Source organism: Streptomyces sp. NBC_01006, assembly GCF_045162725.1.
Classification (GTDB): domain Bacteria; phylum Actinomycetota; class Actinomycetes; order Streptomycetales; family Streptomycetaceae; genus Streptomyces.
On the sequence record NZ_CP108700.1, the window covers coordinates 5,814,139 to 5,834,299 of the forward strand.

Consider the following 20,161-nt stretch of genomic DNA (forward strand, 5'->3'; position numbering starts at 1 on the left):
GTTCCCGCGGCGGTCCCGCGAATTCCAGCACAGTGGCGGATCTCCAACAAGGTGCGCGTGTCGGCCTGCAGCGGCGATCACGGAATGCGATGAGGGGATTACGCGATGTGGTCCGCCTTTCGGGACGAACCGGACTTACGTCGACCAAACGCGGTGGCTGGCAAGGTGTCCCAGTCGAGATGATCAGGAGCGGAATGGCTGATTCAGTGGCGCAATGTCCGTTTCGCCACCCGAAATTGACTGCCGGTTATGCCCGTATTGCCGGGTCGTAGGTGAGCAAACTCACACAGCCGTGGCCATTACTTCCCGGTTGGGCCGGGGAATCGGATGTTTAGCCTTGCCCTTTACAGGGTTGAAGGATCCGACAACCCCCCACCCGACAACCGAGCCGAGGGCCCGAAACACCGTGAAGACGACGATGATGTTCCGCAACATAGCCAACCCCCGCCGCACCACCCTCGCGCACCTCAAGGACGCCGAAGAGCTGCAGGCGATCGAGGCTCCGGAGCACCCCGTCGAGCTGCCCGCCCAGACCGCGAACCCGCGCCGCACGATCCTGATGGACGCGCCGGTCGCCGCCGCGCAGTAAGCCACTCGGCAAAAGGAGCGCGAAGCGCCGCTGCCCGCCGCGTTAGCCTGGACACGCAGACTCCAGCCAGCGGAAATACAGAGGGGCAGACGCAACACGTGCGCATCGCCAGGTTCTCCATCGACGGCAATGTCGCGTTCGGCGCGGTCGAGGGCAGCACTGCCCCCGGCGCCGAGGGTGAGCTCGTCCTCGACATCATCAAGGGCATCCCGTTCGCGGACTTCGAGCTCTCGGGCACGAAGGTCCCGCTGAACAAGGTCCGGCTGCTGCCGCCCGTGCTCCCGAACAAGGTCGTGGCCATCGGCCGCAACTACGCGGAGCACGCGGCGGAGCTCGGAAACCAGGTCCCGGACGCGCCGATCACCTTCTTCAAGCCCTCCACCTCGGTGGTCGGCCCGGGCGACCCGATCACGTACCCCTCCTTCTCCCAGGACCTCCACCACGAGGCGGAGCTCGCCGTGGTCATCGGCCGCATGTGCCGAGAGGTCCCGAAGGAGCGCGTCAAGGACGTGATCCTCGGCTACACCTGCGCCAACGACGTCACCGCGCGCGATGTCCAGCAGCGCGAGAAGCAGTGGGCCCGGGCCAAGGGCTTCGACAGCGCCTGCCCCCTCGGCCCCTGGATCGAGACCGATCTGGACCCGAGCGACCTGACCATCCAGTGCACCGTCAACGGCGAACAGCGCCAGCTCGGCCGCACCAGCGACATGGTCCGCTCCATCGAGGACCTGATCGTCCACATCACCGAGGCCATGACGCTGCTCCCGGGCGACGTCATCCTCACGGGGACCCCGGCCGGAGTCGGCCCCCTCAACGTCGGCGACGAGGTCGCCGTCACCATCGAAGGCATCGGCACTCTCACCAACAAGGTGATCAAGCGTGGCTAACGCGAACTCCCCCAAGCTCTCGACTTCGCTCGAACAGGGGGTACCCCCGCGCGTACGTTTCTGTCCCTCCCCGACCGGCAACCCCCACGTGGGCCTGGTCCGGACCGCCCTCTTCAACTGGGCGTTCGCCCGCCACCACGGCGGTACGTTCGTCTTCCGCATCGAGGACACCGACGCGGCGCGCGACTCCGAGGAGTCGTACGACCAGCTGCTCGACTCGCTGCGCTGGCTCGGCTTCACCTGGGACGAGGGCCCCGAGGTCGGCGGCCCGCACGCCCCGTACCGCCAGTCCGAGCGCATGGACATCTACGCGGACGTCGCCCAGCGCCTGCGCGACGGCGGGTACGCGTACGACTGCTACTGCACGACCGAGGAGCTGGACGCGCGCCGCGCCGCCGCCCGCGCCGCCGGCAAGCCCTCCGGCTACGACGGCCACTGCCGCGAGCTGACCCAGGTGCAGCTGGAGGCGTACCAGGGCGAGCACCGCCCCTCGATCGTCCGCTTCCGGATGCCCGACGAGCCGATCACCTTCACCGACCTGGTCCGCGGCGAGCTGACCTTCACCCCGGAGAACGTGCCGGACTTCGGCATCCTGCGGGCCAACGGCGCGCCGCTCTACACGCTCGTCAACCCGGTCGACGACGCGCTGATGCAGATCACGCACGTGCTCCGCGGAGAGGACCTGCTGTCCTCCACCCCGCGCCAGATCGCGCTGTACAAGGCGCTGATGGAGATCGGCGTCGCCACGGACGTCCCGCAGTTCGGCCACCTGCCGTACGTGATGGGCGAGGGCAACAAGAAGCTCTCCAAGCGCGACCCCGAGTCCTCGCTCAACCTGTACCGCGAGCGCGGCTTCCTCCCCGAGGGTCTGCTGAACTACCTCTCGCTCCTCGGCTGGTCCTTCTCCAAGGACCAGGACGTCTTCTCGATCGAGGAGATGGTGGCGAAGTTCGACATCGACGGCGTGAACGCCAACCCGGCGCGCTTCGACCTCAAGAAGGCCGAGTCGATCAACGGCGACCACATCCGCCTCCTCGACCCCAAGGCCTTCGCGGACGCCTGCACCCCCTGGCTCCAGGCCCCGCACGCCAACTGGGCGCCCGAGGACTTCGACGCCGAGGCCTGGGCGGCCATCGCGCCGTACGCCCAGACCCGCGTCACGGTCCTCTCCGACATCACGGCCAACGTCGACTTCCTGTTCCTGAAGGAGCCGGTCGAGGACCAGGCGTCGTGGGACAAGGCGATGAAGGGCGAGCCCGCGGCCCTGCTGACCACGGCGCGCGCCAACCTGGAGGCGGCCGACTGGTCGGACCCGGAGTCCCTCAAGCAGGCCGTCCTGACCGCCGGCGAGGCCCACGGCCTCAAGCTCGGCAAGGCCCAGGCCCCGGTCCGCGTGGCCGTCACCGGCCGCACGGTCGGCCTGCCGCTCTTCGAGTCCCTCCAGATCCTGGGCAAGGAGCGCTCGCTGTCCCGCATCGACGCGGCCCTGGCGAAGCTCGCCGCCTAGGCGGCGCCCGTACGTACGTCCCTCAGGGGGCGGCAGCCGGAACCCCGGCCGCCGCCCCCTGACACGTGTCGCGGGCCGTGGACATCGGCAAAACCTGGAGGCGGCGCCGCGATATGTCGTAGCGTCGGACGTATGCCGATCCGCGCCGTGCTGTGGGACATCGACGACACCCTGTTCGACTACACCGGGGCGGACAGCGCCGGCCTCGCGCGCCGGCTCACCGAGGAGGGCATCGCGGAGCGGTACGGGTCCCCGCAGGAGGCGCTCGCGCTGTGGCGGGAGATCACCACCCGGCACTGGGACCGCTTCGCCGCCGGCGAGGTGACCTTCCAGGAGCAGCGCCGCGACCGCGTACGGGACTTCCTCGGCGAGCCCGGGATGGGCCCTGCCGAGGCCGACGACTGGTTCGACCGGTACGTCGTGCACTACAAGGCCGCCTGGACCCTGTTCCCCGACGTCGTGCCCGTACTGGACGCCCTGGCGGGCGATTACCGGCACGGGGTGCTCTCCAACTCCTCCACGGCCAACCAGGACCCGAAGCTGCGCCATCTCGGCCTGCGCGAGCGCTTCGAGGTGCTGGTCTGCGCAGCGGAACTGGGCGTCAGCAAGCCGGAGGCGCAGGCCTTCCTCGCCGCCTGCGAGGCACTCGGACTGCCGCCGGGCGAGGTCGCGTACGTGGGGGACCAGCCGGAGATCGACGCGCGCGGCGCCCGCGACGCCGGCCTGACCGCGGTCTGGCTCGACCGGGACGGAGAGCGCGGGCCGGGCCCCGAGGGCGTGCACCGGATCGCCGGTCTCGCCGGGCTCCCTGAGCTGCTGGCCTCGGATACCCGTTTTGGAGCACGGTCAGGCATCCGGTAATGTTCTTTCTGCGCCGCCGGAGCGGGCCGAAAGGCCGGACGGAGGCGCCACTCGAAAGAAAAGCCCCCCAGGGGGTTGACTTTCGGTGGGGTATAGTGTAATTGGCAACACGAGGGTTTCTGGTTCCCTTATTCTAGGTTCGAGTCCTGGTACCCCAGCGCAGTGCAGTAGTAACGCAGTGCTTTGCCCCCGTTGTGTAGCGGCCTAGCACGCCGCCCTCTCAAGGCGGTAGCGCCGGTTCGAATCCGGTCGGGGGTACAGATCCTTCCCGCAAGGTCTCCATTGGGTAGCTCCCGGACGTCTTGATGCAGGATCGCTAGGGCCCCCGTTGTGTAGCGGCCTAGCACGCCGCCCTCTCAAGGCGGTAGCGCCGGTTCGAATCCGGTCGGGGGTACTGGTCTGGTATAGACCACATTGGGCTATGGTGTAATTGGCAACACGAAGGTTTCTGGTTCCTTTGTTCTAGGTTCGAGTCCTGGTAGCCCAGCGCAGTACAGAGCAAGCCCCCGTTGTGTAGCGGCCTAGCACGCCGCCCTCTCAAGGCGGTAGCGCCGGTTCGAATCCGGTCGGGGGTACGCACGGAAGAGGCCCTCCGCGTTCATCGCGGAGGGCCTCTTCGCTGTTCCCGTACTCACCCCGACGCCGGCCCCGGCCCCCTACAAGTGCGGGCCCGGAGGCGCGTGTTCGGACGTGTGCGGCGTCGTACGCGCCCCCGGGCCCGGGGGGAGTGGGGGGAAGGCCTGCGGCCGGGGAGGTGTCAGCCGGAGCGGCGCAGGGCCTCCGACAGGCGGGCGGCCGCGTCGATGACGGCCTGGGCGTGCATCCGGCCCGGGTGGCGGGTCAGGCGCTCGATCGGCCCGGAGACCGAGACGGCGGCCACGACACGGTTCGAGGGCCCGCGCACCGGCGCCGAGACGGACGCCACGCCGGGCTCCCGCTCGCCGATCGACTGCGCCCAGCCGCGGCGTCGTACGCCCGACAGGGCCGTCGCCGTGAAGCGCGCGCCCTGCAGCCCGCGGTGGAGCCGCTCGGGCTCCTCCCAGGCCATCAGGATCTGCGCGGCCGAGCCCGCCTTCATCGGGAGCGTCGAGCCCACCGGGACGGTGTCCCGCAGACCCGACAGCCGCTCGGCGGCCGCCACGCAGATGCGCATGTCTCCCTGACGGCGGTAGAGCTGCGCGCTCTCGCCCGTCACGTCACGGAGGTGGGTGAGTACCGGTCCCGCCGTGGCCAGCAGGCGGTCCTCGCCGGCCGCGGCGGCGAGCTCCGCCAGCCGCGGTCCGAGGATGAACCGGCCCTGCATGTCCCTCGCCACCATCCGGTGGTGTTCCAGTGCCACGGCCAGGCGATGTGCCGTGGGTCGTGCGAGCCCTGTCGCCGCGACCAGCCCGGCGAGGGTGGCCGGACCGGACTCCAGTGCGCTCAATACCAGAGCTGCCTTGTCGAGAACGCCGACGCCGCTAGAGTTGTCCATGAAACGATATTCGCGTCTCACACTGTGAAACGCAAGTTCAATTTTTCCAAGAACCAGCGAGTCTGTATGTACGGGTCCACGAACCACTGGGTCCGGGACGGTGAGCCGGAGGGAAAGCGATGGGTAGGACACTCGCGGAGAAGGTCTGGGACGACCATGTCGTCCGGCGCGCCGAGGGCGAGCCCGACCTCCTCTTCATTGATCTGCACCTGCTGCACGAGGTGACCAGCCCCCAGGCCTTCGAGGGCCTGCGCCAGGCCGGCCGCAAGGTCCGGCGGCTGGACCTCACCATCGCCACCGAGGACCACAACACCCCCACGCTGGACATCGACAAGCCCATCGCCGACCCGGTCTCCCGGGCCCAGCTGGAGACGCTGCGGGCGAACTGCGCCGAGTTCGGGGTACGCCTGCACTCCCTGGGCGATGTCGAGCAGGGCGTCGTCCACGTGGTGGGACCGCAGCTGGGCCTGACCCAGCCGGGCACCACCGTGGTCTGCGGTGACTCGCACACCTCCACGCACGGCGCCTTCGGCGCGCTGGCCTTCGGCATCGGCACCAGCCAGGTCGAGCACGTGCTGGCCACCCAGACGCTGCCGCTGGCCCGCCCGAAGACCATGGCCATCACCGTCACCGGCGAGCTGGCCGAGGGCGTCACCGCCAAGGACCTGATCCTGGCGATCATCGCGAAGATCGGCACCGGCGGCGGCCAGGGCTACATCCTGGAATACCGCGGCGAGGCCATCGAGAAGCTCTCGATGGAAGCGCGGATGACCATCTGCAACATGTCGATCGAGGCCGGCGCCCGGGCGGGCATGATCGCCCCCGACCGGACCACCTTCGACTACCTGAAGGGCCGCGACCACGCCCCCGAGGGCGAGGACTGGGACGCGGCGGTCGCGTACTGGCAGACCCTGCGCACCGACGAGGACGCGGTCTTCGACGCCGAGGTCGTCATCGACGGCGCCACGCTGTCGCCGTTCGTCACCTGGGGCACCAACCCGGGCCAGGGCGCGCCGCTGTCGGCGAACGTCCCCGACCCGGCTTCGTACGAGGACGCTTCGGAGCGCCACGCCGCCGAAAAGGCCCTGGAGTACATGGGGTTGACGGCCGGGCAGCCGCTGCGGGACATCAAGGTCGACACCGTCTTCGTAGGTTCGTGCACCAACGGCCGTATCGAGGACCTGCGCGCCGTCGCCGGCATCATCGAGGGCCGCAAAGTCGCCGACGGCGTACGGATGCTGGTCGTCCCGGGCTCCGTCCGGGTCGCCCTGCAGGCGGTGGAGGAGGGCCTGGACAAGGTCTTCAAGGAGGCCGGGGCCGAATGGCGGCACGCGGGCTGCTCGATGTGCCTGGGCATGAACCCCGACCAACTGGCCCCCGGTGAGCGCTCCGCGTCCACCTCCAACCGCAACTTCGAGGGCCGGCAGGGCAAGGGCGGTCGGACCCACCTGGTCTCCCCGCAGGTGGCCGCCGCCACCGCGGTGCTGGGCCATCTGGCCTCGCCCGCCGACCTGTCCGACGCCACCGCGACCGCCGGAGTCTGAACCATGGAAGCCTTCACCACCCACACCGGCCGGGCCGTCCCGCTGCGCCGCAGCAACGTGGACACCGACCAGATCATCCCGGCCCACTGGCTGAAGAAGATCACCCGCGACGGGTTCGAGGACGGGCTCTTCGAGGCCTGGCGCAAGGACCCCGAGTTCGTCACGAACCGCCCCGAGCGCCAGGGCGCGACCGTGCTGGTCGCCGGTCCCGACTTCGGCACCGGCTCCTCGCGCGAGCACGCCGTCTGGGCCCTGCAGAACTTCGGGTTCAAGACAGTCATCTCCTCCCGCTTCGCCGACATCTTCCGCGGCAACTCGCTGAAAAACGGTCTGCTGACCGTGGTCCTGCCGCAGGAGACCGTCGACCGGCTGTGGGAGCTGACCGAGGCCGACCCGACCGCCGAGGTGACGGTCGACCTGGTCGCCCGCCAGGTCCGCGCGGCAGGCATCGAGGCGGAGTTCGAACTCGACGACAACGCCCGCTGGCGCCTGCTGGAGGGTCTGGACGACATCTCGCTCACCCTTCAGAACGAAGCGGACATCGACACGTACGAAAGCGCCCGACCGAGCTTCAAGCCGCGCACGATTAGGGCCTGATTCCAGCCTGATCAGCGCTTATTCACCTATGGGTGATCACATCGACAACACTGTGCCCCCCGCCTTCGGGCGGGGGGCACAGCCGTGTGTTGAGGCCCCGTGAGGCGACAACTCGCCCCAGATGGCACAATCTGTGCATGGAACGCGACAGTCAACTTGAGCTCTACGAACTCGTCGCGGACCGGCTGAAAGAAGCACACACAAGGGTGCGCACACTGCAAGTCCCGGAGGGCGTAAGGATGGCGCTGTCCCGGAAGCTGTTGGTCGTCACGGCCGCGGCGAAGCACGATCTCGCCGATGCGGCAAGGCGCCTGGACAGGTTGATGAAGGACCTCGACGAGGGTCGATTCCCTGAAGGCGACTGATGCGAAGGAACTCCGTAACGACCTACACCGTTGCGGCACTAGGGTGATTAGCCCGTTTCGTGTTTGATTTGCGGTATATATCCGCCTAACGTGCGAAATAAGCTTGAACACATTCGTTCTGGCGAAGTCTCCGAAGGGGAAGACGTGAACAAGGCGCAGCTCGTAGAAGCGATTGCCGACAAGCTGGGCGGCCGCCAGCAGGCCGCGGACGCTGTCGACGCGGTACTGGACGCGATGGTCCGCGCTGTGGTCGCGGGCGACCGGGTCTCGGTCACGGGCTTCGGCTCGTTCGAGAAGGTCGACCGCCCGGCCCGCTACGCCCGCAACCCGCAGACGGGTGAGCGCGTCCGGGTCAAGAAGACCTCTGTTCCCCGCTTCCGCGCGGGCCAGGGCTTCAAGGACCTGGTCGCGGGCACCAAGAAGCTGCCCAAGGGCGGCGAGGTGTCGGTGAAGAAGGCGCCCAAGGGCAGCCTCTCCGGCGGTGCTTCCGCGACGGTCAAGAAGGCCGTGGCCAAGAAGGCCACGACCGCCAAGAAGGCGGCGGCGAGGACCACGGTCGCCAAGAAGACCACCGCGAAGAAGGTCGTCGCCAAGAAGGTGGTCGCCAAGACCGCCGCGGCGAAGAAGACCACGGCGACGGCCAAGAAGACCACCGCCACCGCCAAGAAGGCCGCGGCGACGGCGAAGAAGACCACCGCCACCGCCAAGAAGACGGCTCCGGCGGCCAAGAAGGCCACCGCGAAGACCACGGCGCCCGCCAAGAAGACGACGGCGCGCAAGACCACCGCGAAGAAGACCACGGCCCGCAAGAAGTAAGGCCACGAGTCACACACGCCGGGCCGGCTTCCCCCTCCTGGGGAAGCCGGCCCGCGGTGCTGTCCGCGCTGTCCGTGCAGGTCAGAAGGGTCGCGGCGGTGAGGTCAGAAGGTCTGCAGGGTGACCAGCGTGATCCGCAGGGCCGGGCCCTCGCCGTCCGTCTCGATCCGGACCCGCTGCCCGGGCCGCAGCAGCCGCAGGCCGCCCGCCTCGAAGGCCGGGGCCTCGAAGGGCACCGGGGTGCCGTCGTCCAGCAGCACACTGCCGCTGCGGGTCTGGGAGTCGTACGTGTACGCGGTCGCCTGCATACGGGCACTGTATCGGGCCGTGTGACGGCCCACCCCGAGGGCGAGGGCCGTCCGCAGATCCGCTCCCGTGTCCACGTCCCGGCGTACGCTCTCGACGTCCGCGAGGGCTATTTCCGCAGCTCCCGAAGCCGAATGACGGGCCCGTGACGGACCTCCGAACGAGGGTGTCAATTCCACGTCCGGCGCAGCGGAAAGCAGCGTCGTGCCGATTCCCGCCGCGTCCGCCAGAAATGCCCGGGGAAATACGGATGCGGCTTCGAGCACGCGTAGCAATTCCGGCGGCCGCAGTGCGGGCAGATCCGCGTTCATCGCTGCCACCGCCGCCCCCGGCCGGGCCCTGCGTATCTCCCGCGCCCCGTGGGCCAGCGCCGCGTTGAGTCCGGCGGCCGGGGCGTCCGGCACGATCCGCGCCCCCAGCCGCGCCAGTTCCCTTCCGGCCTCGGCGTCGTCCGTGACGACCACCACATCCGCCACCGCCGCGCAGGCCAGCGCCCCCGCCACGGTGTCCTGCGCGAAGGCCAGCGCGAGCCCGGGGCGGGATGCGCCCACGGCCGCCGCGAGACGGCTCTTGGCCACCGCCAGGGGCTTCAACGGGACCACCAGACTCCAGACCGCGTTCGTGGCGGACCCCCCTTCCCTCCGGTGCGCGTCCGTCCATGCGTGGACCATGGCCGGGTCATGGCCTGGTCATGCGTCGGCCCATTGTCGCCTCTGCCCGGTCGGCCCGTAGGTCCGGTGCTCCGGGCGGGGCGTACGGTGTTCTCGACAGAGACCGGACCTGAGGCCACACTTGTCCGGCCGACCAGGTGCCCAGCCGCGCACCGGTCCTAGAGGAAGGTGTCCGAGTGTCCCGCCGCAGAATCGGCTTCTGGTACCGCCTGGCGGCGGTCATCGCAAAACCGCCGCTGGTGGTGCTCTTCAAGCGGGACTGGCGGGGAATGGATCACATTCCGGCCGGCGGCGGGTTTATCACGGCGGTCAATCACAACTCGTATCTGGACCCGCTCTCCTACGCGCACTTCCAGTACAACACCGGCCGGGTGCCCCGATTGCTCGCCAAGGCGGCCCTCTTCAAGGTCCCCATTGTCGGCGCGATCCTGCGCGGCTCCGGCCAGATCCCGGTCTACCGCGAGACCACCAACGCCCTGGACGCATTCCGGGCCGCCGTGGACGCGATCGAGCGCGGCGAATGCGTGGCCTTTTATCCGGAAGGCACCCTCACCCGCGATCCGGACATGTGGCCGATGGCCGGCAAGACCGGCGCGGCGCGGGTGGCGCTGATGACCAGGGCGCCGGTCATTCCGGTGGCCCAGTGGGGCGCGAACCTCGCGATGCCGCCCTACGCCAAGGAGGACAAGGTCCGCCTGTTCCCGCGCAAGACCCTCCAGGTACTGGCCGGACCCCCCGTGGACCTCTCCGAGTTCTACGACCTGGAGCCCACCCCGGACGTGCTCAAGGAGGTCACCGAGACCATCATGGCGGCCATCACGGAGCTGCTGGAGGAGCTGCGCGGCGAGAAGGCGCCGGAGCAGCCGTACGACCACCGCAAGGCCAGGCTGGAACAGCGGCGCAAGGCCGCGGGGGAGGACCTGAAGTGACACGTCCCGTGAAGGCAGCCGTCTTCGGAACCGGCTCCTGGGGCACGGCCTTCGGCATGGTGCTCGCCGACGCAGGCTGCGAGGTGACCCTGTGGGGCCGCCGCCGCGAGGTCGTCGACGCCATCAACACCGGCCGGACCAACCCGGACTACTTCCCGGACGTCGAACTCCCCGCGAACATGCGCGCCACCACCGACCCGGCCGAGGCCGCGGCCGGCGCCGACTACGCGGTCCTCGCCATCCCCTCCCAGACCCTGCGCGGCAACCTCGCCGAATGGGCCCCGCTGCTGCCCGCCGACGCCGTGCTCGTCTCCCTGATGAAGGGCATCGAACTCGGCAGCGCCAAGCGCATGAGCGAGGTCATCGAGGAGGTCGCCAAGGTCCCCGCCGAGCGCGTCGCCGTCGTCACCGGCCCCAACCTGGCCCGCGAGATCGCCGCCCGGCAGCCGGCCGCCGCCGTCGTCGCCTGCTCCGACGAGGCCGTCGCGCAGCGCCTCCAGGCGGCTTGCCACACCCCGTACTTCCGCCCGTACACGAGCACCGACGTCATCGGCTGCGAGCTGGGCGGCGCCGTCAAGAACGTCATCGGCCTCGCCGTCGGCATCGCGGACGGCATGGGACTGGGCGACAACACCAAGGGCTCCCTCATCACCCGGGGCCTCGCCGAAGCGACCCGGCTGGGCCTGGCCATGGGGGCCGACCCGCTCACCTTCTCCGGTCTCGCGGGCCTCGGCGACCTCGTCGCCACCTGCTCCTCGCCGCTCTCCCGGAACCACACCTTCGGCACCAACCTCGGCCGCGGAATGACGCTGGAGGAGACCATCGCGGTCACCAAGCAGACCGCCGAGGGCGTCAAGTCCTGCCAGTCGGTGGCCGATCTGGCCCGCCGCCACGGGGTGGACATGCCGATCACCGACACCGTGGTCGACATCGTCCACCACGGCAAGCCGCCGCTGGTCGCGCTGAAGGAACTGATGGGGCGCAGCGCCAAACCGGAACGCCGCTGACTCCTTTCCGGACGCCCGACCGGGTATCGTCGTGGCGATATGAGCAGCGAGAACCTCCCCCAGACCCCTGAGCAGCAGGGCCGCAAGCCCCGCGTGGCCGTCGTGTTCGGCGGCCGCAGCTCGGAACACGCCATCTCGGTCGTCACCGCGGGCGCCGTGCTGCGCTCCATCGACCGGTCCAAGTACGAGGTGCTGCCCATCGGCATCACCACGGACGGCCGGTGGGCGCTGACCGCCGACGAGCCCGCGCGGATGGCCATCGCCGACCGCAAGCTGCCGAGCGTCGAGGAGCTCGCGGACTCCGAGGACGGCGCCGTCGTACTCTCCGTCGACCCGGCCAACCGCGAGGTCGTCTACACCGAGCCCGGAGCCGTCCCCAAGGCCCTGGGCGAGGTCGACGTCGTCTTCCCGATGCTGCACGGCCCGTACGGAGAGGACGGCACCCTGCAGGGCCTGCTGGAGCTCTCCGGCATCCCGTACGTCGGCTCGGGCGTCCTCGCCTCGGCCGTCGGCCAGGACAAGGAGTACATGAAGCGCGTCTTCACCTCCTTCGGCCTCCCCGTCGGCCCGTACGTGACCGTCCGGCCCCGCGAGTGGGACGCCGACCGGGACGCCACCAAGGCGCGGATCCTGGACTTCGCCGGTGAGCACGGCTGGCCGCTGTTCATCAAGCCCGCCCGGGCCGGCTCCTCCATCGGCATCACCAAGGTCGAGGACGCCTCCGGCCTGGACGCGGCGATCCGCGAGGCACAGCGCCACGACCCGAAGATCATCGTGGAGGCGCTGCTGCGCGGCCGCGAGATCGAGTGCGGGGTGCTGGAGTTCGAGGACGGGCCGCGCGCGAGCGTGCCCGCCGAGATCCCGCCGGTCTCCAGCCACGACTTCTATGACTTCGAGGCGAAGTACATCGACTCCGCCTCCGGGATCGTGCCCGCTCCGCTCACCCCGGAGCAGACCGCCGAGGTGCAGCGGCTCGCGATCGAGGCGTTCGACGCCGCGTCCTGCGAGGGCCTCGTGCGCGCCGACTTCTTCCTCACCGAGGACGGCACGTTCGTCATCAACGAGATCAACACGATGCCGGGCTTCACCCCGATCTCCATGTACCCGCGGATGTGGCAGGAGTCGGGCATCGAGTACCCGGAGCTGGTGGACCGCCTGATCCAGGCGGCCCTGAGCCGCTCCACCGGCCTGCGCTGACCGCAGCCGCAGCGCCGTACATGCCGACCGCCCGCCGGGATTCCCGGCGGGCGGTCGGTGTGCGAAGGGGCGCAGGGCCCCGTCAGTACGAGGAGATGCCCTCCGGGACGGTCTTGGCCACGACGGCGGACAGCCCGACGAGCATCCCCGCATCCGTGGCATGCTCCTTGTCGACCCGGACCTCGGTGTACGCGAGCCGCATCCCGGTGATGAACCGGAACCCCCCGCCGGCGCTGTCGGGGACCTTCTGCAGCAGCCACCGGACGCCGTTGACCTCGACGCCCTCCTGCTTCGGATCAGCCATCTCGGGGGGCTTGGGGATACCGCACCGCAGTACGATCGCCGAGCCGCCCCACGCGGCGGTCAGATCCGACTCCGGCACTGCCTTGGCCCGCGCCAGGCCGGCCACCGTCTCCGGGAGTTCCCCGTGCAGTGCTGCACAGAACCCCGCGACGTCGGCGGGCGGCGTGGGCGGCGGGTCCACCCGGGCTTCGGAGTCACCCGGGGTACAGCCCGCGAGGGCCAGTACCGCGACCAGTACGGGCAGGGCGGGCAGACGCAGGGGCCGGCGGTGGAGGGTCATCACCGGCCAAGAGTAGACGGGGGCTACAGATGGACCACCGGGCAGGTCAGGGTGCGGGTGATGCCCTCCACCTGCTGCACCTTGGCGACGACCATGCGGCCGAGCTCGTCCACGGTGTCGGCCTGGGCGCGCACGATCACGTCGTACGGCCCCGTCACGTCCTCGGCCTGGATCACCCCCGGGATCTGGCTGATGGACTCGGCGACGAACGACGCCTTGCCCACCTCGGTCTGGATAAGGATGTACGCCTGTACCACGGAACCTCCAGGGCGGCCACGAGGATCGATTCCCCTAACCTTCGGGTGGGCCCAGGGATTCGGGTGGGCCCGGGGAAGAAGGGACGCCACGGTACCGCGTTGCCGAGCACCACGGGGAGACCCGGGGGCACGGCGCCACGCACAGCGGGGCGTACGGAGAGCAGAAGTTGACGTATCTGTTGACGGTACCCAGAGCTGTGACGGCTCGCGACCGCAAGCGGACTGGGCAAGAAGGGGCACAGCGATGAAGGGCACTGTGGGCGAGCTGGGGGAGTTCGGGCTCATTCGGGAGCTCACCTCACGGCTCACCACCACCCCGGCGGTCCGGCTCGGACCGGGCGACGACGCCGCGGTCGTGTCGGCCCCCGACCGGCGGGTCGTGGCGAGCACCGACATCCTGCTGGAAGGCAGGCACTTCCGGCGCGACTGGTCCACCGCGTACGACGTCGGCCGCAAGGCCGCCGCGCAGAACCTCGCCGACATCGCCGCCATGGGCGCGGTGCCGACCGCGCTGCTGCTCGGCCTCGTCGTCCCGGCCGAGCTGCCGGTCACCTGGCCGACCGAGCTCATGGACGGCATCCGCGACGAGTGCCAGGTCGCCGGCGCGGCCGTGGTCGGCGGCGACGTCGTCCGCGGGGACACCATCACCGTGGCCATCACCGCCCTCGGCGACCTGCGCAACCACGAGCCCGTGCTGCGCTCCGGCGCCCAGCCCGGCGACGTCGTGGCCGTCACGGGCTGGCTGGGCTGGTCCGCGGCCGGATTCGCCGTGCTCTCGCGCGGGTTCCGCTCCCCGCGGGCCTTCGTCGAGGCGCACCGGCGCCCCGAACCCCCGTACCACGCGGGCCCCGCGGCCGCCGGGCTCGGTGCCACCGCGATGACCGACGTCAGCGACGGCCTGATCGCCGACCTCGGGCACATCGCGGAGGCCAGCAAGGTACGGATCGACCTGCGCTCGGCGGCCGTCGACATCCCGACGCAGATGCACGACATCGGGCAGGCCGTCGGGGTCGACCCCTTGCAGTGGGTGCTCACCGGAGGAGAAGATCACGCCATCGTGGCGACCTTCCCGCCCGACGTGAAACTGCCGGCCCGGTGGAAGGTCATCGGGGAGGTGCTGAACCGGTCCGCGCTGCCCCAGGTGACCGTGGACGGCGCCCCCTGGACGAGCACCGGCGGCTGGGACCACTTCGGCTCCGACCCGTCCACCGAGGAGACCTCCAGATGACCGACGCGCCACCGCTGTGCCTGACCGTCGCCGGATCCGATTCCGGCGGTGGCGCCGGGATCCAGGCCGATCTCAAGACGATGCTGGCACTGGGCGTGCACGGGATGAGCGTGGTGACGGCCGTGACCGCGCAGAACTCCCTCGGGGTGCAGGGGGTCTGGGAACTGCCCGCCGAGGCCGTGAAGGCCCAGTACCGGGCCGTCGTGGACGACATCGGCGTCCACGCCGTCAAGACCGGGATGCTGGCCTCCACCGCGCTGGTGGAGACGGTGGCCGAACTGCTGGCCGCCACCTCCGCCCCCGCCGTCGTCGACCCGGTCGGGGTCTCCAAGCACGGGGACGCACTGCTCGTCGCCTCGGCGCTGGACGCCGTACGCAAGGAGCTGCTGCCGCGGGCCACCGTGGCCACCCCGAACCTGGACGAGGTGGCGCAGCTCACGGGCGTGGTGGTGGAGAGCGAGGACGACATGCGGCGCGCCGCGGACGCCGTCCTCGCGTACGGGCCGCAGTGGGCGCTGATCAAGGGCGGGCACCTGGCCGCCCACGGGGGCGAGGCCGCCGACCTGCTCACCGACGGGGACACGCAGCTGTGGCTGCGGGCGCCGCGCCACGACAACCGGCACACCCACGGCACCGGCTGCACCCTGGCCAGTGCGATAGCCGCGGGGCTCGCCAAGGGGCAGGACGTACCGCAGGCGGTCATGGAGGCCAAGGAGTACGTGAGCGGCGCCATCGCGGCCGGCTTCGCGCTCGGCGGCGGCATCGGCCCGGTGGACCACGCCTGGCAGTGGCACCGCTGACGACGGCAGGACGACAGAGGACCACCGCGTCACGTGACGCGGTGGTCCTCTTCATGTCCGGGTCCGAAGGTCCGGACAAGGCAAAAGGCCGGTCCACGAGGTGGACCGGCCTTTTTGGCAACCGGAAAGGGCTGCGCTACGACGGTTGGCGTCAGCGCGAGACCTTGCCGGCCTTGATGCACGAGGTGCAGACGTTGAGGCGCTTCGGCGTCCCACTGACCATGGCACGAACGCGCTGGATGTTCGGGTTCCAGCGACGCGAGGTGCGGCGGTGCGAGTGGGAGATGTTGTTGCCGAAGCTCGGCCCCTTGGCGCAAACGTCGCAGTTGGCAGCCACAGGTCACTCCAAAGACTTCAGATGCACTTACAGTGAAATCCGGCGCACCGGATCAGAAGTCTGAGAAGTCTGAGTGGTTTGCCGGGGGAATGGCCCGACTTTCATCGGGCAACCGGAGCAGCATACAACGACTGCGTCCGTCCAAGAAAACTACCATGGCCGCCGCCGATCCCGCCCGGGGCCCCTGACACGCGGCAGTCCTTGGTTACCCTGCGGTGAACCCTGGCCCGCACGAGGAGGAACGCCCGGTGCAGCACGAGCCGCAGCCGCAGCCCGCCGACGAGCTCGACGCCGAAGCGGTGCGCACCTGGAGCTCGCTGGCCGTGGCCGCGCTGGGCCGGGCCCGCGAGGACATCGACGCGATCAACGTCTACCCGGTCGCGGACGCGGACACCGGAACCAACCTCTACCTGACCGCCGAGTCGGCGGACCGCGCCCTGGCCGAGGCGCTCGGAACACCACCCGCAGGCGTGAGCGAGACCACTGCGGTGGACCCGGTCGCCGCGGCTGCGACCGCCTCCCTTCCCGAGGCCGTACGGGCCTACGCGCACGGCGCCCTCATAGGCGCCCGCGGGAACTCGGGGACGATCCTGGCGCAGCTGCTGCGCGGTGTGGCCGACGTACTAGGCGACGAGCCCGGGGACCGCGGAGCCGGCCGGATGCTGGCCGAGGCTCTGACCCGGGCCGCCGAGGAGGCGTACCGGGCTGTCGCGCACCCGGTGGAGGGCACCATGCTCACCGTCGCCGCCGCGGCCGCACGGGCCGGCGAGGCGGCAGGGGCGGCCGCCGGGACCGCCGCCGACGTGGCCAGGGCCGCCTACGACGGGGCCCGCGCGGCCCTCGCCGACACCCCGGGGCAGCTGGCCGAGCTGGGCCGGGCCGGAGTGGTCGACGCCGGGGGCTGCGGGCTGGTCGCCGTACTCGGGGCCCTGTGGCAGGCGCTGTCCGGCGGACAGCCCGCGGCCGAGGCCGTCCGCGGCCGGGCCGTGCCCGTACCGCGGCCGCCGCAGCCCTGCGAAGCCGAGGAGCAGGGCGGGCCCGCGTACGAGGTGATCTACCTCCTGGAGGCCGCCGAGCCGGCCGTGGCGCAGCTGCGCGAGCGCCTCGACGGACTCGGGGACTCCCTGGTGGTGGTCGGCGGCGACGAACTGTGGAACGTGCACGTCCACGTCGACGACCCCGGCGCCGCCGTGGAGGCGGGCGTGGTCGCCGGGCGGCCGTACCGGATCCGCATCACCCATTTCGCCGACGAGCGGCGCCGGGCGCGCGGCGAGCGCGTCCAGCGGGCCGTCGTCGCCGTGGTCCCGGGCGAGGGGTTGGCCGGACTGTGCGGGGAGGCGGGCGCGACCACCGTGCTCGCCCGCCCCGGAGAGGTCCCGGACGCCGCCGCGCTCGTCGACGCCATCCGGCGCGCGCACGCCCGCGAGGTGGTGCTGCTGCCCGGCGGCGCCGACCAGCGCGCCGTCGCGGCCGCCGCCGCCGATCAGGCCCGCGCCGACGGCGTACGGGTGGCCGTGATCCCCACCCGGTCCGCGGTCCAGGGCCTGGCCGCCCTCGCCGTCCACGATCCGGAGGGCAGCTTCGACGAGGACGTGGTCGCCATGACCGCGGCCGCCGGCGCCACCCGCTACGGGGAACTCGCCGTCGCCGAACGGCAGTCGTTCACCTCCGCCGGCATCTGCCAGGCCGGGGACGTGCTCGGGCTCATCGACGGGGACGTCGCCGTCATCGGCTCCGGCCTCGACGAGACCGCCCAGGCGGTCCTGGAGCGGATGCTGGGCTCCGGCGGCGAACTCGTCACCCTGGTCCTGGGACCGGAGGTGCCGGACGCCCTCGCCGAGCGCCTGGAGGCGTACGTACAGCACGGACACCTGGCGGTGGACACGGTCACCTACCGCGGCGGGCGGTACTCGGCGCCCCTGCTCATCGGGGTCGAATAGCCGACTTGTCAGCGCCATGGTGTGCAATGAAGGCGTGCCCGCGCTCGACGAAGACCTCAAGAAGACGCTCGGCCCCGCCACCGCCAAGGTGCTGGCCGAGCAGCTCGGCCTGCACACGGCCCTGGACCTGCTGCACCACTACCCGCGGCGGTACGCCGAGCGCGGCGAGCTGACCTCGCTCGCCGAGCTCGCCGACCAGATCGACGAGCACGTGACGGTCGTCGCCCAGGTCGCCGACGCCCGGATCCTGACCTTCAACGGGGGCCGCGGCAAACGCCTGGAGGTGACCATCACCGACGGCAGCGGCCGGCTCCAGCTGGTCTTCTTCGGAGCGGGCGTCCACAAGCCGCACAAGGACCTGCTGCCGGGCACCCGCGCCATGTTCGCGGGCAAGGTCGGCATGTTCAACCGCAAGCTCCAGCTCTCCCACCCCGCGTACGAGCCGCTCGGCGCGGACGCCTCCGACCGGGACGCCGCGACCGCCTTCGCGAACCAGCTCATCCCGATCTACCCGGCCTGCGCCAAGCTGGAGTCCTGGAAGATCGCCAAGTGCGTGGACGCCGTGCTGCCGAGCGCCCAGGAGACCGTGGACCCGCTGCCGGACGCCCTGCGCGAGGGCCGCGGACTGGTCCCGCTCACCGAGGCCCTGCTGAAGATCCACCGGCCGGCCACCAAGGCCGACATCGAGGACGCCCGCCAGCGCCTGAAGTGGGACGAGGCGTTCGTCCTCCAGGTCGCCCTGGCCCGCCGCCGGCACGCCGACTCCCAGCTCCCGGCCGTCCCCCGCCGCCCCGCCCCGGGCGGCCTGCTCGACGCCTTCGACGCCAAACTTCCCTTCACCCTCACCGACGGCCAGCAGACCGTCTCCCGCGAGATCTTCGAAGACCTGGCCACGAGCCACCCCATGCACCGCCTCCTCCAGGGCGAGGTCGGCAGCGGTAAGACGATGGTGGCGCTGCGGGCCATGCTCGCCGTCGTCGACTGCGGCGGACAGGCCGCCATGCTCGCGCCCACCGAGGTGCTCGCCCAGCAGCACCACCGGTCCATCACCGAGATGATGGGCGAGCTCGCCGAAGGGGGCATGCTCGGCGGCTCCGACCGGGGGACCAAGGTCGTGCTGCTCACCGGATCCATGGGGATGCCCGCGCGCCGGCAGGCGCTGCTCGACCTGGTCACCGGCGAGGCCGGCATCGTCATCGGCACGCACGCGCTCATCGAGGACAAGGTGCAGTTCCACGACCTCGGCCTGGTCGTGGTCGACGAACAGCACCGCTTCGGCGTCGAGCAGCGCGACGCGCTGCGGTCCAAGGGGAAGCAGCCGCCGCACCTGCTGGTCATGACCGCGACCCCGATCCCGCGCACCGTCGCGATGACCGTCTTCGGGGACCTGGAGACCTCCGTCCTCGACCAGCTGCCCGCCGGCCGCTCCCCGATCGCCACCCATGTCGTACCGGCCAAGGACAAGCCGCACTTCCTGACCCGGGCCTGGGAGCGGGTGCGCGAGGAGGTCGAGAACGGGCACCAGGCGTACGTGGTGTGCCCGCGCATCGGCGACGGCGAGGACGACCCCAAGAAGAAGGCCTCAGCCGAGGACGACGCCGAGAAGCGGCCCCCGCTGGCCGTCCTGGAGATCGCCGAGCAGCTGAGGCGGGGGCCGCTCGCCGGGCTGTCCGTGGAGGTGCTGCACGGCCGGATGGACCCGGCCGACAAGGACGACGTCATGCGCCGCTTCGCCGCCGGCGAGGTCAAGGTGCTGGTCGCCACCACCGTCATCGAGGTCGGTGTGAACGTGCCGAACTCCACGGTCATGGTGATCATGGACGCGGACCGGTTCGGCGTCTCCCAGCTCCACCAGCTGCGCGGCCGCGTCGGCCGCGGCTCCGCGCCGGGCCTGTGCCTGCTGGTCAGCGAGATGCACGAGGCGAGCCCCGCCCGGGCCCGGCTCGCGGCCGTCGCCGCCACCCTGGACGGCTTCGAGCTCTCCCGCATCGACCTCGAACAGCGCCGGGAGGGCGACGTACTGGGCCAGGCCCAGTCGGGCGTGCGCTCCTCGCTGCGCATGCTCGCGGTCATCGAGGACGAGGAGGTCATCGCCCAGGCCCGGGAGGAGGCCGCCCGCGTGGTCGCCGAAGACCCCGAGCTGGAGCGGTTGCCGGGTCTGCGGAGTGCGCTGGAGGCCCTGCTGGACACCGAGCGCGAGCAGTACCTGGAGAAGGGCTGAGCCTCCTCGCCCGGTACCGCTCGGGTCCGTCCCGAGCGGTACGAC

At 70.8% G+C, this 20,161-nt stretch carries 19 protein-coding genes, 5 tRNA genes and 1 pseudogene; 20 read left to right on the forward strand and 5 right to left on the reverse strand.

What is annotated here, in order from left to right; translation table 11 throughout:
* Positions 1 to 406: 406 nt before the first annotated feature.
* The 9 genes from OG509_RS26735 to OG509_RS26775 all read left to right on the forward strand — a co-directional run bounded on the left by OG509_RS26735 (position 407) and on the right by OG509_RS26775 (position 4,419).
* Positions 407 to 589 (forward strand): hypothetical protein, encoded by a 183-nt coding sequence (locus tag OG509_RS26735; protein WP_406185060.1) that lies wholly within the window; start codon positions 407 to 409, stop codon positions 587 to 589.
* A 98-nt stretch (positions 590 to 687) separates the two neighbouring features.
* On the forward strand, positions 688 to 1,476 hold the full coding sequence (locus tag OG509_RS26740) for a fumarylacetoacetate hydrolase family protein (protein WP_406185062.1): 789 nt from the start codon (positions 688 to 690) through the stop codon (positions 1,474 to 1,476).
* Positions 1,469 to 2,983: a glutamate--tRNA ligase gene (gene gltX, locus OG509_RS26745; RefSeq protein ID WP_406185064.1), complete on the forward strand. Its 1,515-nt coding sequence runs from the start codon at positions 1,469 to 1,471 to the stop codon at positions 2,981 to 2,983. The genes OG509_RS26740 and gltX overlap by 8 nt, the downstream gene beginning before the upstream one ends.
* Positions 2,984 to 3,115: 132 nt before the next feature.
* Positions 3,116 to 3,844 (forward strand): HAD family hydrolase, encoded by a 729-nt coding sequence (locus tag OG509_RS26750; protein ID WP_406185066.1) that lies wholly within the window; start codon positions 3,116 to 3,118, stop codon positions 3,842 to 3,844.
* 86 nt (positions 3,845 to 3,930) lie between these two features.
* Positions 3,931 to 4,002: transfer RNA gene (locus OG509_RS26755), tRNA-Gln, on the forward strand.
* 27 nt (positions 4,003 to 4,029) lie between these two features.
* Positions 4,030 to 4,102, forward strand: a tRNA-Glu gene (locus OG509_RS26760).
* Between the two features lie 63 nt (positions 4,103 to 4,165).
* Positions 4,166 to 4,238, forward strand: a tRNA-Glu gene (locus OG509_RS26765).
* A gap of 21 nt (positions 4,239 to 4,259) precedes the next feature.
* A tRNA-Gln gene (locus tag OG509_RS26770) sits at positions 4,260 to 4,331 on the forward strand.
* 15 nt (positions 4,332 to 4,346) lie between these two features.
* Positions 4,347 to 4,419 (forward strand) — tRNA-Glu (locus OG509_RS26775).
* A 182-nt stretch (positions 4,420 to 4,601) separates the two neighbouring features.
* Here the strand turns inward: OG509_RS26775 and ndgR are convergent.
* Positions 4,602 to 5,318 (reverse strand): IclR family transcriptional regulator NdgR, encoded by a 717-nt coding sequence (gene ndgR, locus OG509_RS26780; RefSeq protein ID WP_037837458.1) that lies wholly within the window; start codon positions 5,316 to 5,318, stop codon positions 4,602 to 4,604.
* Between the two features lie 119 nt (positions 5,319 to 5,437).
* Between ndgR and leuC the strand changes: the two genes are divergently transcribed.
* From leuC to OG509_RS26800, 4 genes are all read left to right on the forward strand, one after another.
* Complete coding sequence (gene leuC, locus OG509_RS26785; RefSeq protein ID WP_406185068.1) at positions 5,438 to 6,862, forward strand: 3-isopropylmalate dehydratase large subunit; 1,425 nt, start codon at positions 5,438 to 5,440, stop codon at positions 6,860 to 6,862.
* A 3-nt stretch (positions 6,863 to 6,865) separates the two neighbouring features.
* The gene (gene leuD / locus OG509_RS26790) at positions 6,866 to 7,459 is read left to right on the forward strand and encodes a 3-isopropylmalate dehydratase small subunit (RefSeq protein WP_030162844.1); all 594 of its coding nucleotides are present in this window, start codon (positions 6,866 to 6,868) and stop codon (positions 7,457 to 7,459) included.
* A 137-nt stretch (positions 7,460 to 7,596) separates the two neighbouring features.
* Positions 7,597 to 7,824: a hypothetical protein gene (locus OG509_RS26795; protein ID WP_008739877.1), complete on the forward strand. Its 228-nt coding sequence runs from the start codon at positions 7,597 to 7,599 to the stop codon at positions 7,822 to 7,824.
* 144 nt (positions 7,825 to 7,968) lie between these two features.
* Positions 7,969 to 8,640 (forward strand): HU family DNA-binding protein, encoded by a 672-nt coding sequence (locus tag OG509_RS26800; RefSeq protein ID WP_385581330.1) that lies wholly within the window; start codon positions 7,969 to 7,971, stop codon positions 8,638 to 8,640.
* A 305-nt stretch (positions 8,641 to 8,945) separates the two neighbouring features.
* On the opposite strand, the pseudogene cofC reads toward OG509_RS26800, so the two are convergent.
* Positions 8,946 to 9,617 (reverse strand): annotated as a pseudogene (gene cofC / locus OG509_RS26805) (2-phospho-L-lactate guanylyltransferase); the annotation flags it as partial.
* A gap of 176 nt (positions 9,618 to 9,793) precedes the next feature.
* On the opposite strand from cofC, the gene OG509_RS26810 reads away from it, so the two are divergent.
* From OG509_RS26810 to OG509_RS26820, 3 genes are read left to right on the forward strand one after another with little or no spacing between them, the layout of a single operon-like run.
* Positions 9,794 to 10,546 (forward strand): lysophospholipid acyltransferase family protein, encoded by a 753-nt coding sequence (locus OG509_RS26810; protein WP_406185069.1) that lies wholly within the window; start codon positions 9,794 to 9,796, stop codon positions 10,544 to 10,546.
* Positions 10,543 to 11,553, forward strand: coding sequence for an NAD(P)H-dependent glycerol-3-phosphate dehydrogenase (locus OG509_RS26815; protein WP_030162837.1), 1,011 nt, complete (start codon positions 10,543 to 10,545; stop codon positions 11,551 to 11,553). Before OG509_RS26810 ends, OG509_RS26815 begins: the two co-directional genes overlap by 4 nt.
* 39 nt (positions 11,554 to 11,592) lie before the next feature.
* Entirely contained in the window at positions 11,593 to 12,750 is a 1,158-nt protein-coding gene (locus tag OG509_RS26820; protein ID WP_406185071.1) for a D-alanine--D-alanine ligase family protein, read from the forward strand.
* An 82-nt stretch (positions 12,751 to 12,832) separates the two neighbouring features.
* On the opposite strand, the gene OG509_RS26825 is transcribed toward OG509_RS26820, so the two are convergent.
* Positions 12,833 to 13,333: a DUF3515 domain-containing protein gene (locus tag OG509_RS26825; RefSeq protein WP_406185073.1), complete on the reverse strand. Its 501-nt coding sequence runs from the start codon at positions 13,331 to 13,333 to the stop codon at positions 12,833 to 12,835.
* 23 nt (positions 13,334 to 13,356) lie between these two features.
* Complete coding sequence (locus tag OG509_RS26830) at positions 13,357 to 13,590, reverse strand: Lrp/AsnC family transcriptional regulator (protein ID WP_030162831.1); 234 nt, start codon at positions 13,588 to 13,590, stop codon at positions 13,357 to 13,359.
* A gap of 244 nt (positions 13,591 to 13,834) precedes the next feature.
* Between OG509_RS26830 and OG509_RS26835 the strand changes: the two genes are divergently transcribed.
* Both OG509_RS26835 and thiD read left to right on the forward strand, forming a co-directional pair.
* Positions 13,835 to 14,818: a thiamine-phosphate kinase gene (locus OG509_RS26835; RefSeq protein WP_030162829.1), complete on the forward strand. Its 984-nt coding sequence runs from the start codon at positions 13,835 to 13,837 to the stop codon at positions 14,816 to 14,818.
* The gene (thiD, locus tag OG509_RS26840) at positions 14,815 to 15,618 is read left to right on the forward strand and encodes a bifunctional hydroxymethylpyrimidine kinase/phosphomethylpyrimidine kinase (protein WP_406185076.1); all 804 of its coding nucleotides are present in this window, start codon (positions 14,815 to 14,817) and stop codon (positions 15,616 to 15,618) included. Before OG509_RS26835 ends, thiD begins: the two co-directional genes overlap by 4 nt.
* Before the next feature lie 151 nt (positions 15,619 to 15,769).
* Here thiD and rpmB read toward each other — a convergent pair whose 3' ends face one another.
* Positions 15,770 to 15,955, reverse strand: a complete 186-nt coding sequence (gene rpmB / locus OG509_RS26845) for a 50S ribosomal protein L28 (RefSeq protein WP_030298506.1) — start codon at positions 15,953 to 15,955, stop codon at positions 15,770 to 15,772.
* Between the two features lie 248 nt (positions 15,956 to 16,203).
* On the opposite strand from rpmB, the gene OG509_RS26850 reads away from it, so the two are divergent.
* Positions 16,204 to 17,895, forward strand: a complete 1,692-nt coding sequence (locus OG509_RS26850) for a DAK2 domain-containing protein (RefSeq protein WP_406185078.1) — start codon at positions 16,204 to 16,206, stop codon at positions 17,893 to 17,895.
* 16 nt (positions 17,896 to 17,911) lie between these two features.
* Positions 17,912 to 20,116 carry an ATP-dependent DNA helicase RecG gene (recG, locus tag OG509_RS26855; protein ID WP_406185080.1) on the forward strand — a complete coding sequence of 735 codons (2,205 nt, stop codon included), beginning with the start codon at positions 17,912 to 17,914 and terminating at the stop codon, positions 20,114 to 20,116.
* The last annotated feature ends 45 nt before the right edge of the window (positions 20,117 to 20,161 follow it).

Bases quoted from the DNA above. Each gene is read 5' to 3' on its own strand.
- OG509_RS26750 (WP_406185066.1), top strand. From the start codon at position 3,116: ATGCCGATCCGCGCCGTGCTGTGGGACATCGACGACACCCTGTTCGAC.
- ndgR (WP_037837458.1), bottom strand. From the start codon at position 5,318: ATGGACAACTCTAGCGGCGTCGGCGTTCTCGACAAGGCAGCTCTGGTA.
- leuC (WP_406185068.1), top strand. From the start codon at position 5,438: ATGGGTAGGACACTCGCGGAGAAGGTCTGGGACGACCATGTCGTCCGG.
- leuD (WP_030162844.1), top strand. From the start codon at position 6,866: ATGGAAGCCTTCACCACCCACACCGGCCGGGCCGTCCCGCTGCGCCGC.
- OG509_RS26795 (WP_008739877.1), top strand. From the start codon at position 7,597: ATGGAACGCGACAGTCAACTTGAGCTCTACGAACTCGTCGCGGACCGG.
- OG509_RS26820 (WP_406185071.1), top strand. From the start codon at position 11,593: ATGAGCAGCGAGAACCTCCCCCAGACCCCTGAGCAGCAGGGCCGCAAG.
- OG509_RS26825 (WP_406185073.1), bottom strand. From the start codon at position 13,333: ATGACCCTCCACCGCCGGCCCCTGCGTCTGCCCGCCCTGCCCGTACTG.
- OG509_RS26835 (WP_030162829.1), top strand. From the start codon at position 13,835: ATGAAGGGCACTGTGGGCGAGCTGGGGGAGTTCGGGCTCATTCGGGAG.
- thiD (WP_406185076.1), top strand. From the start codon at position 14,815: ATGACCGACGCGCCACCGCTGTGCCTGACCGTCGCCGGATCCGATTCC.
- recG (WP_406185080.1), top strand. From the start codon at position 17,912: ATGGTGTGCAATGAAGGCGTGCCCGCGCTCGACGAAGACCTCAAGAAG.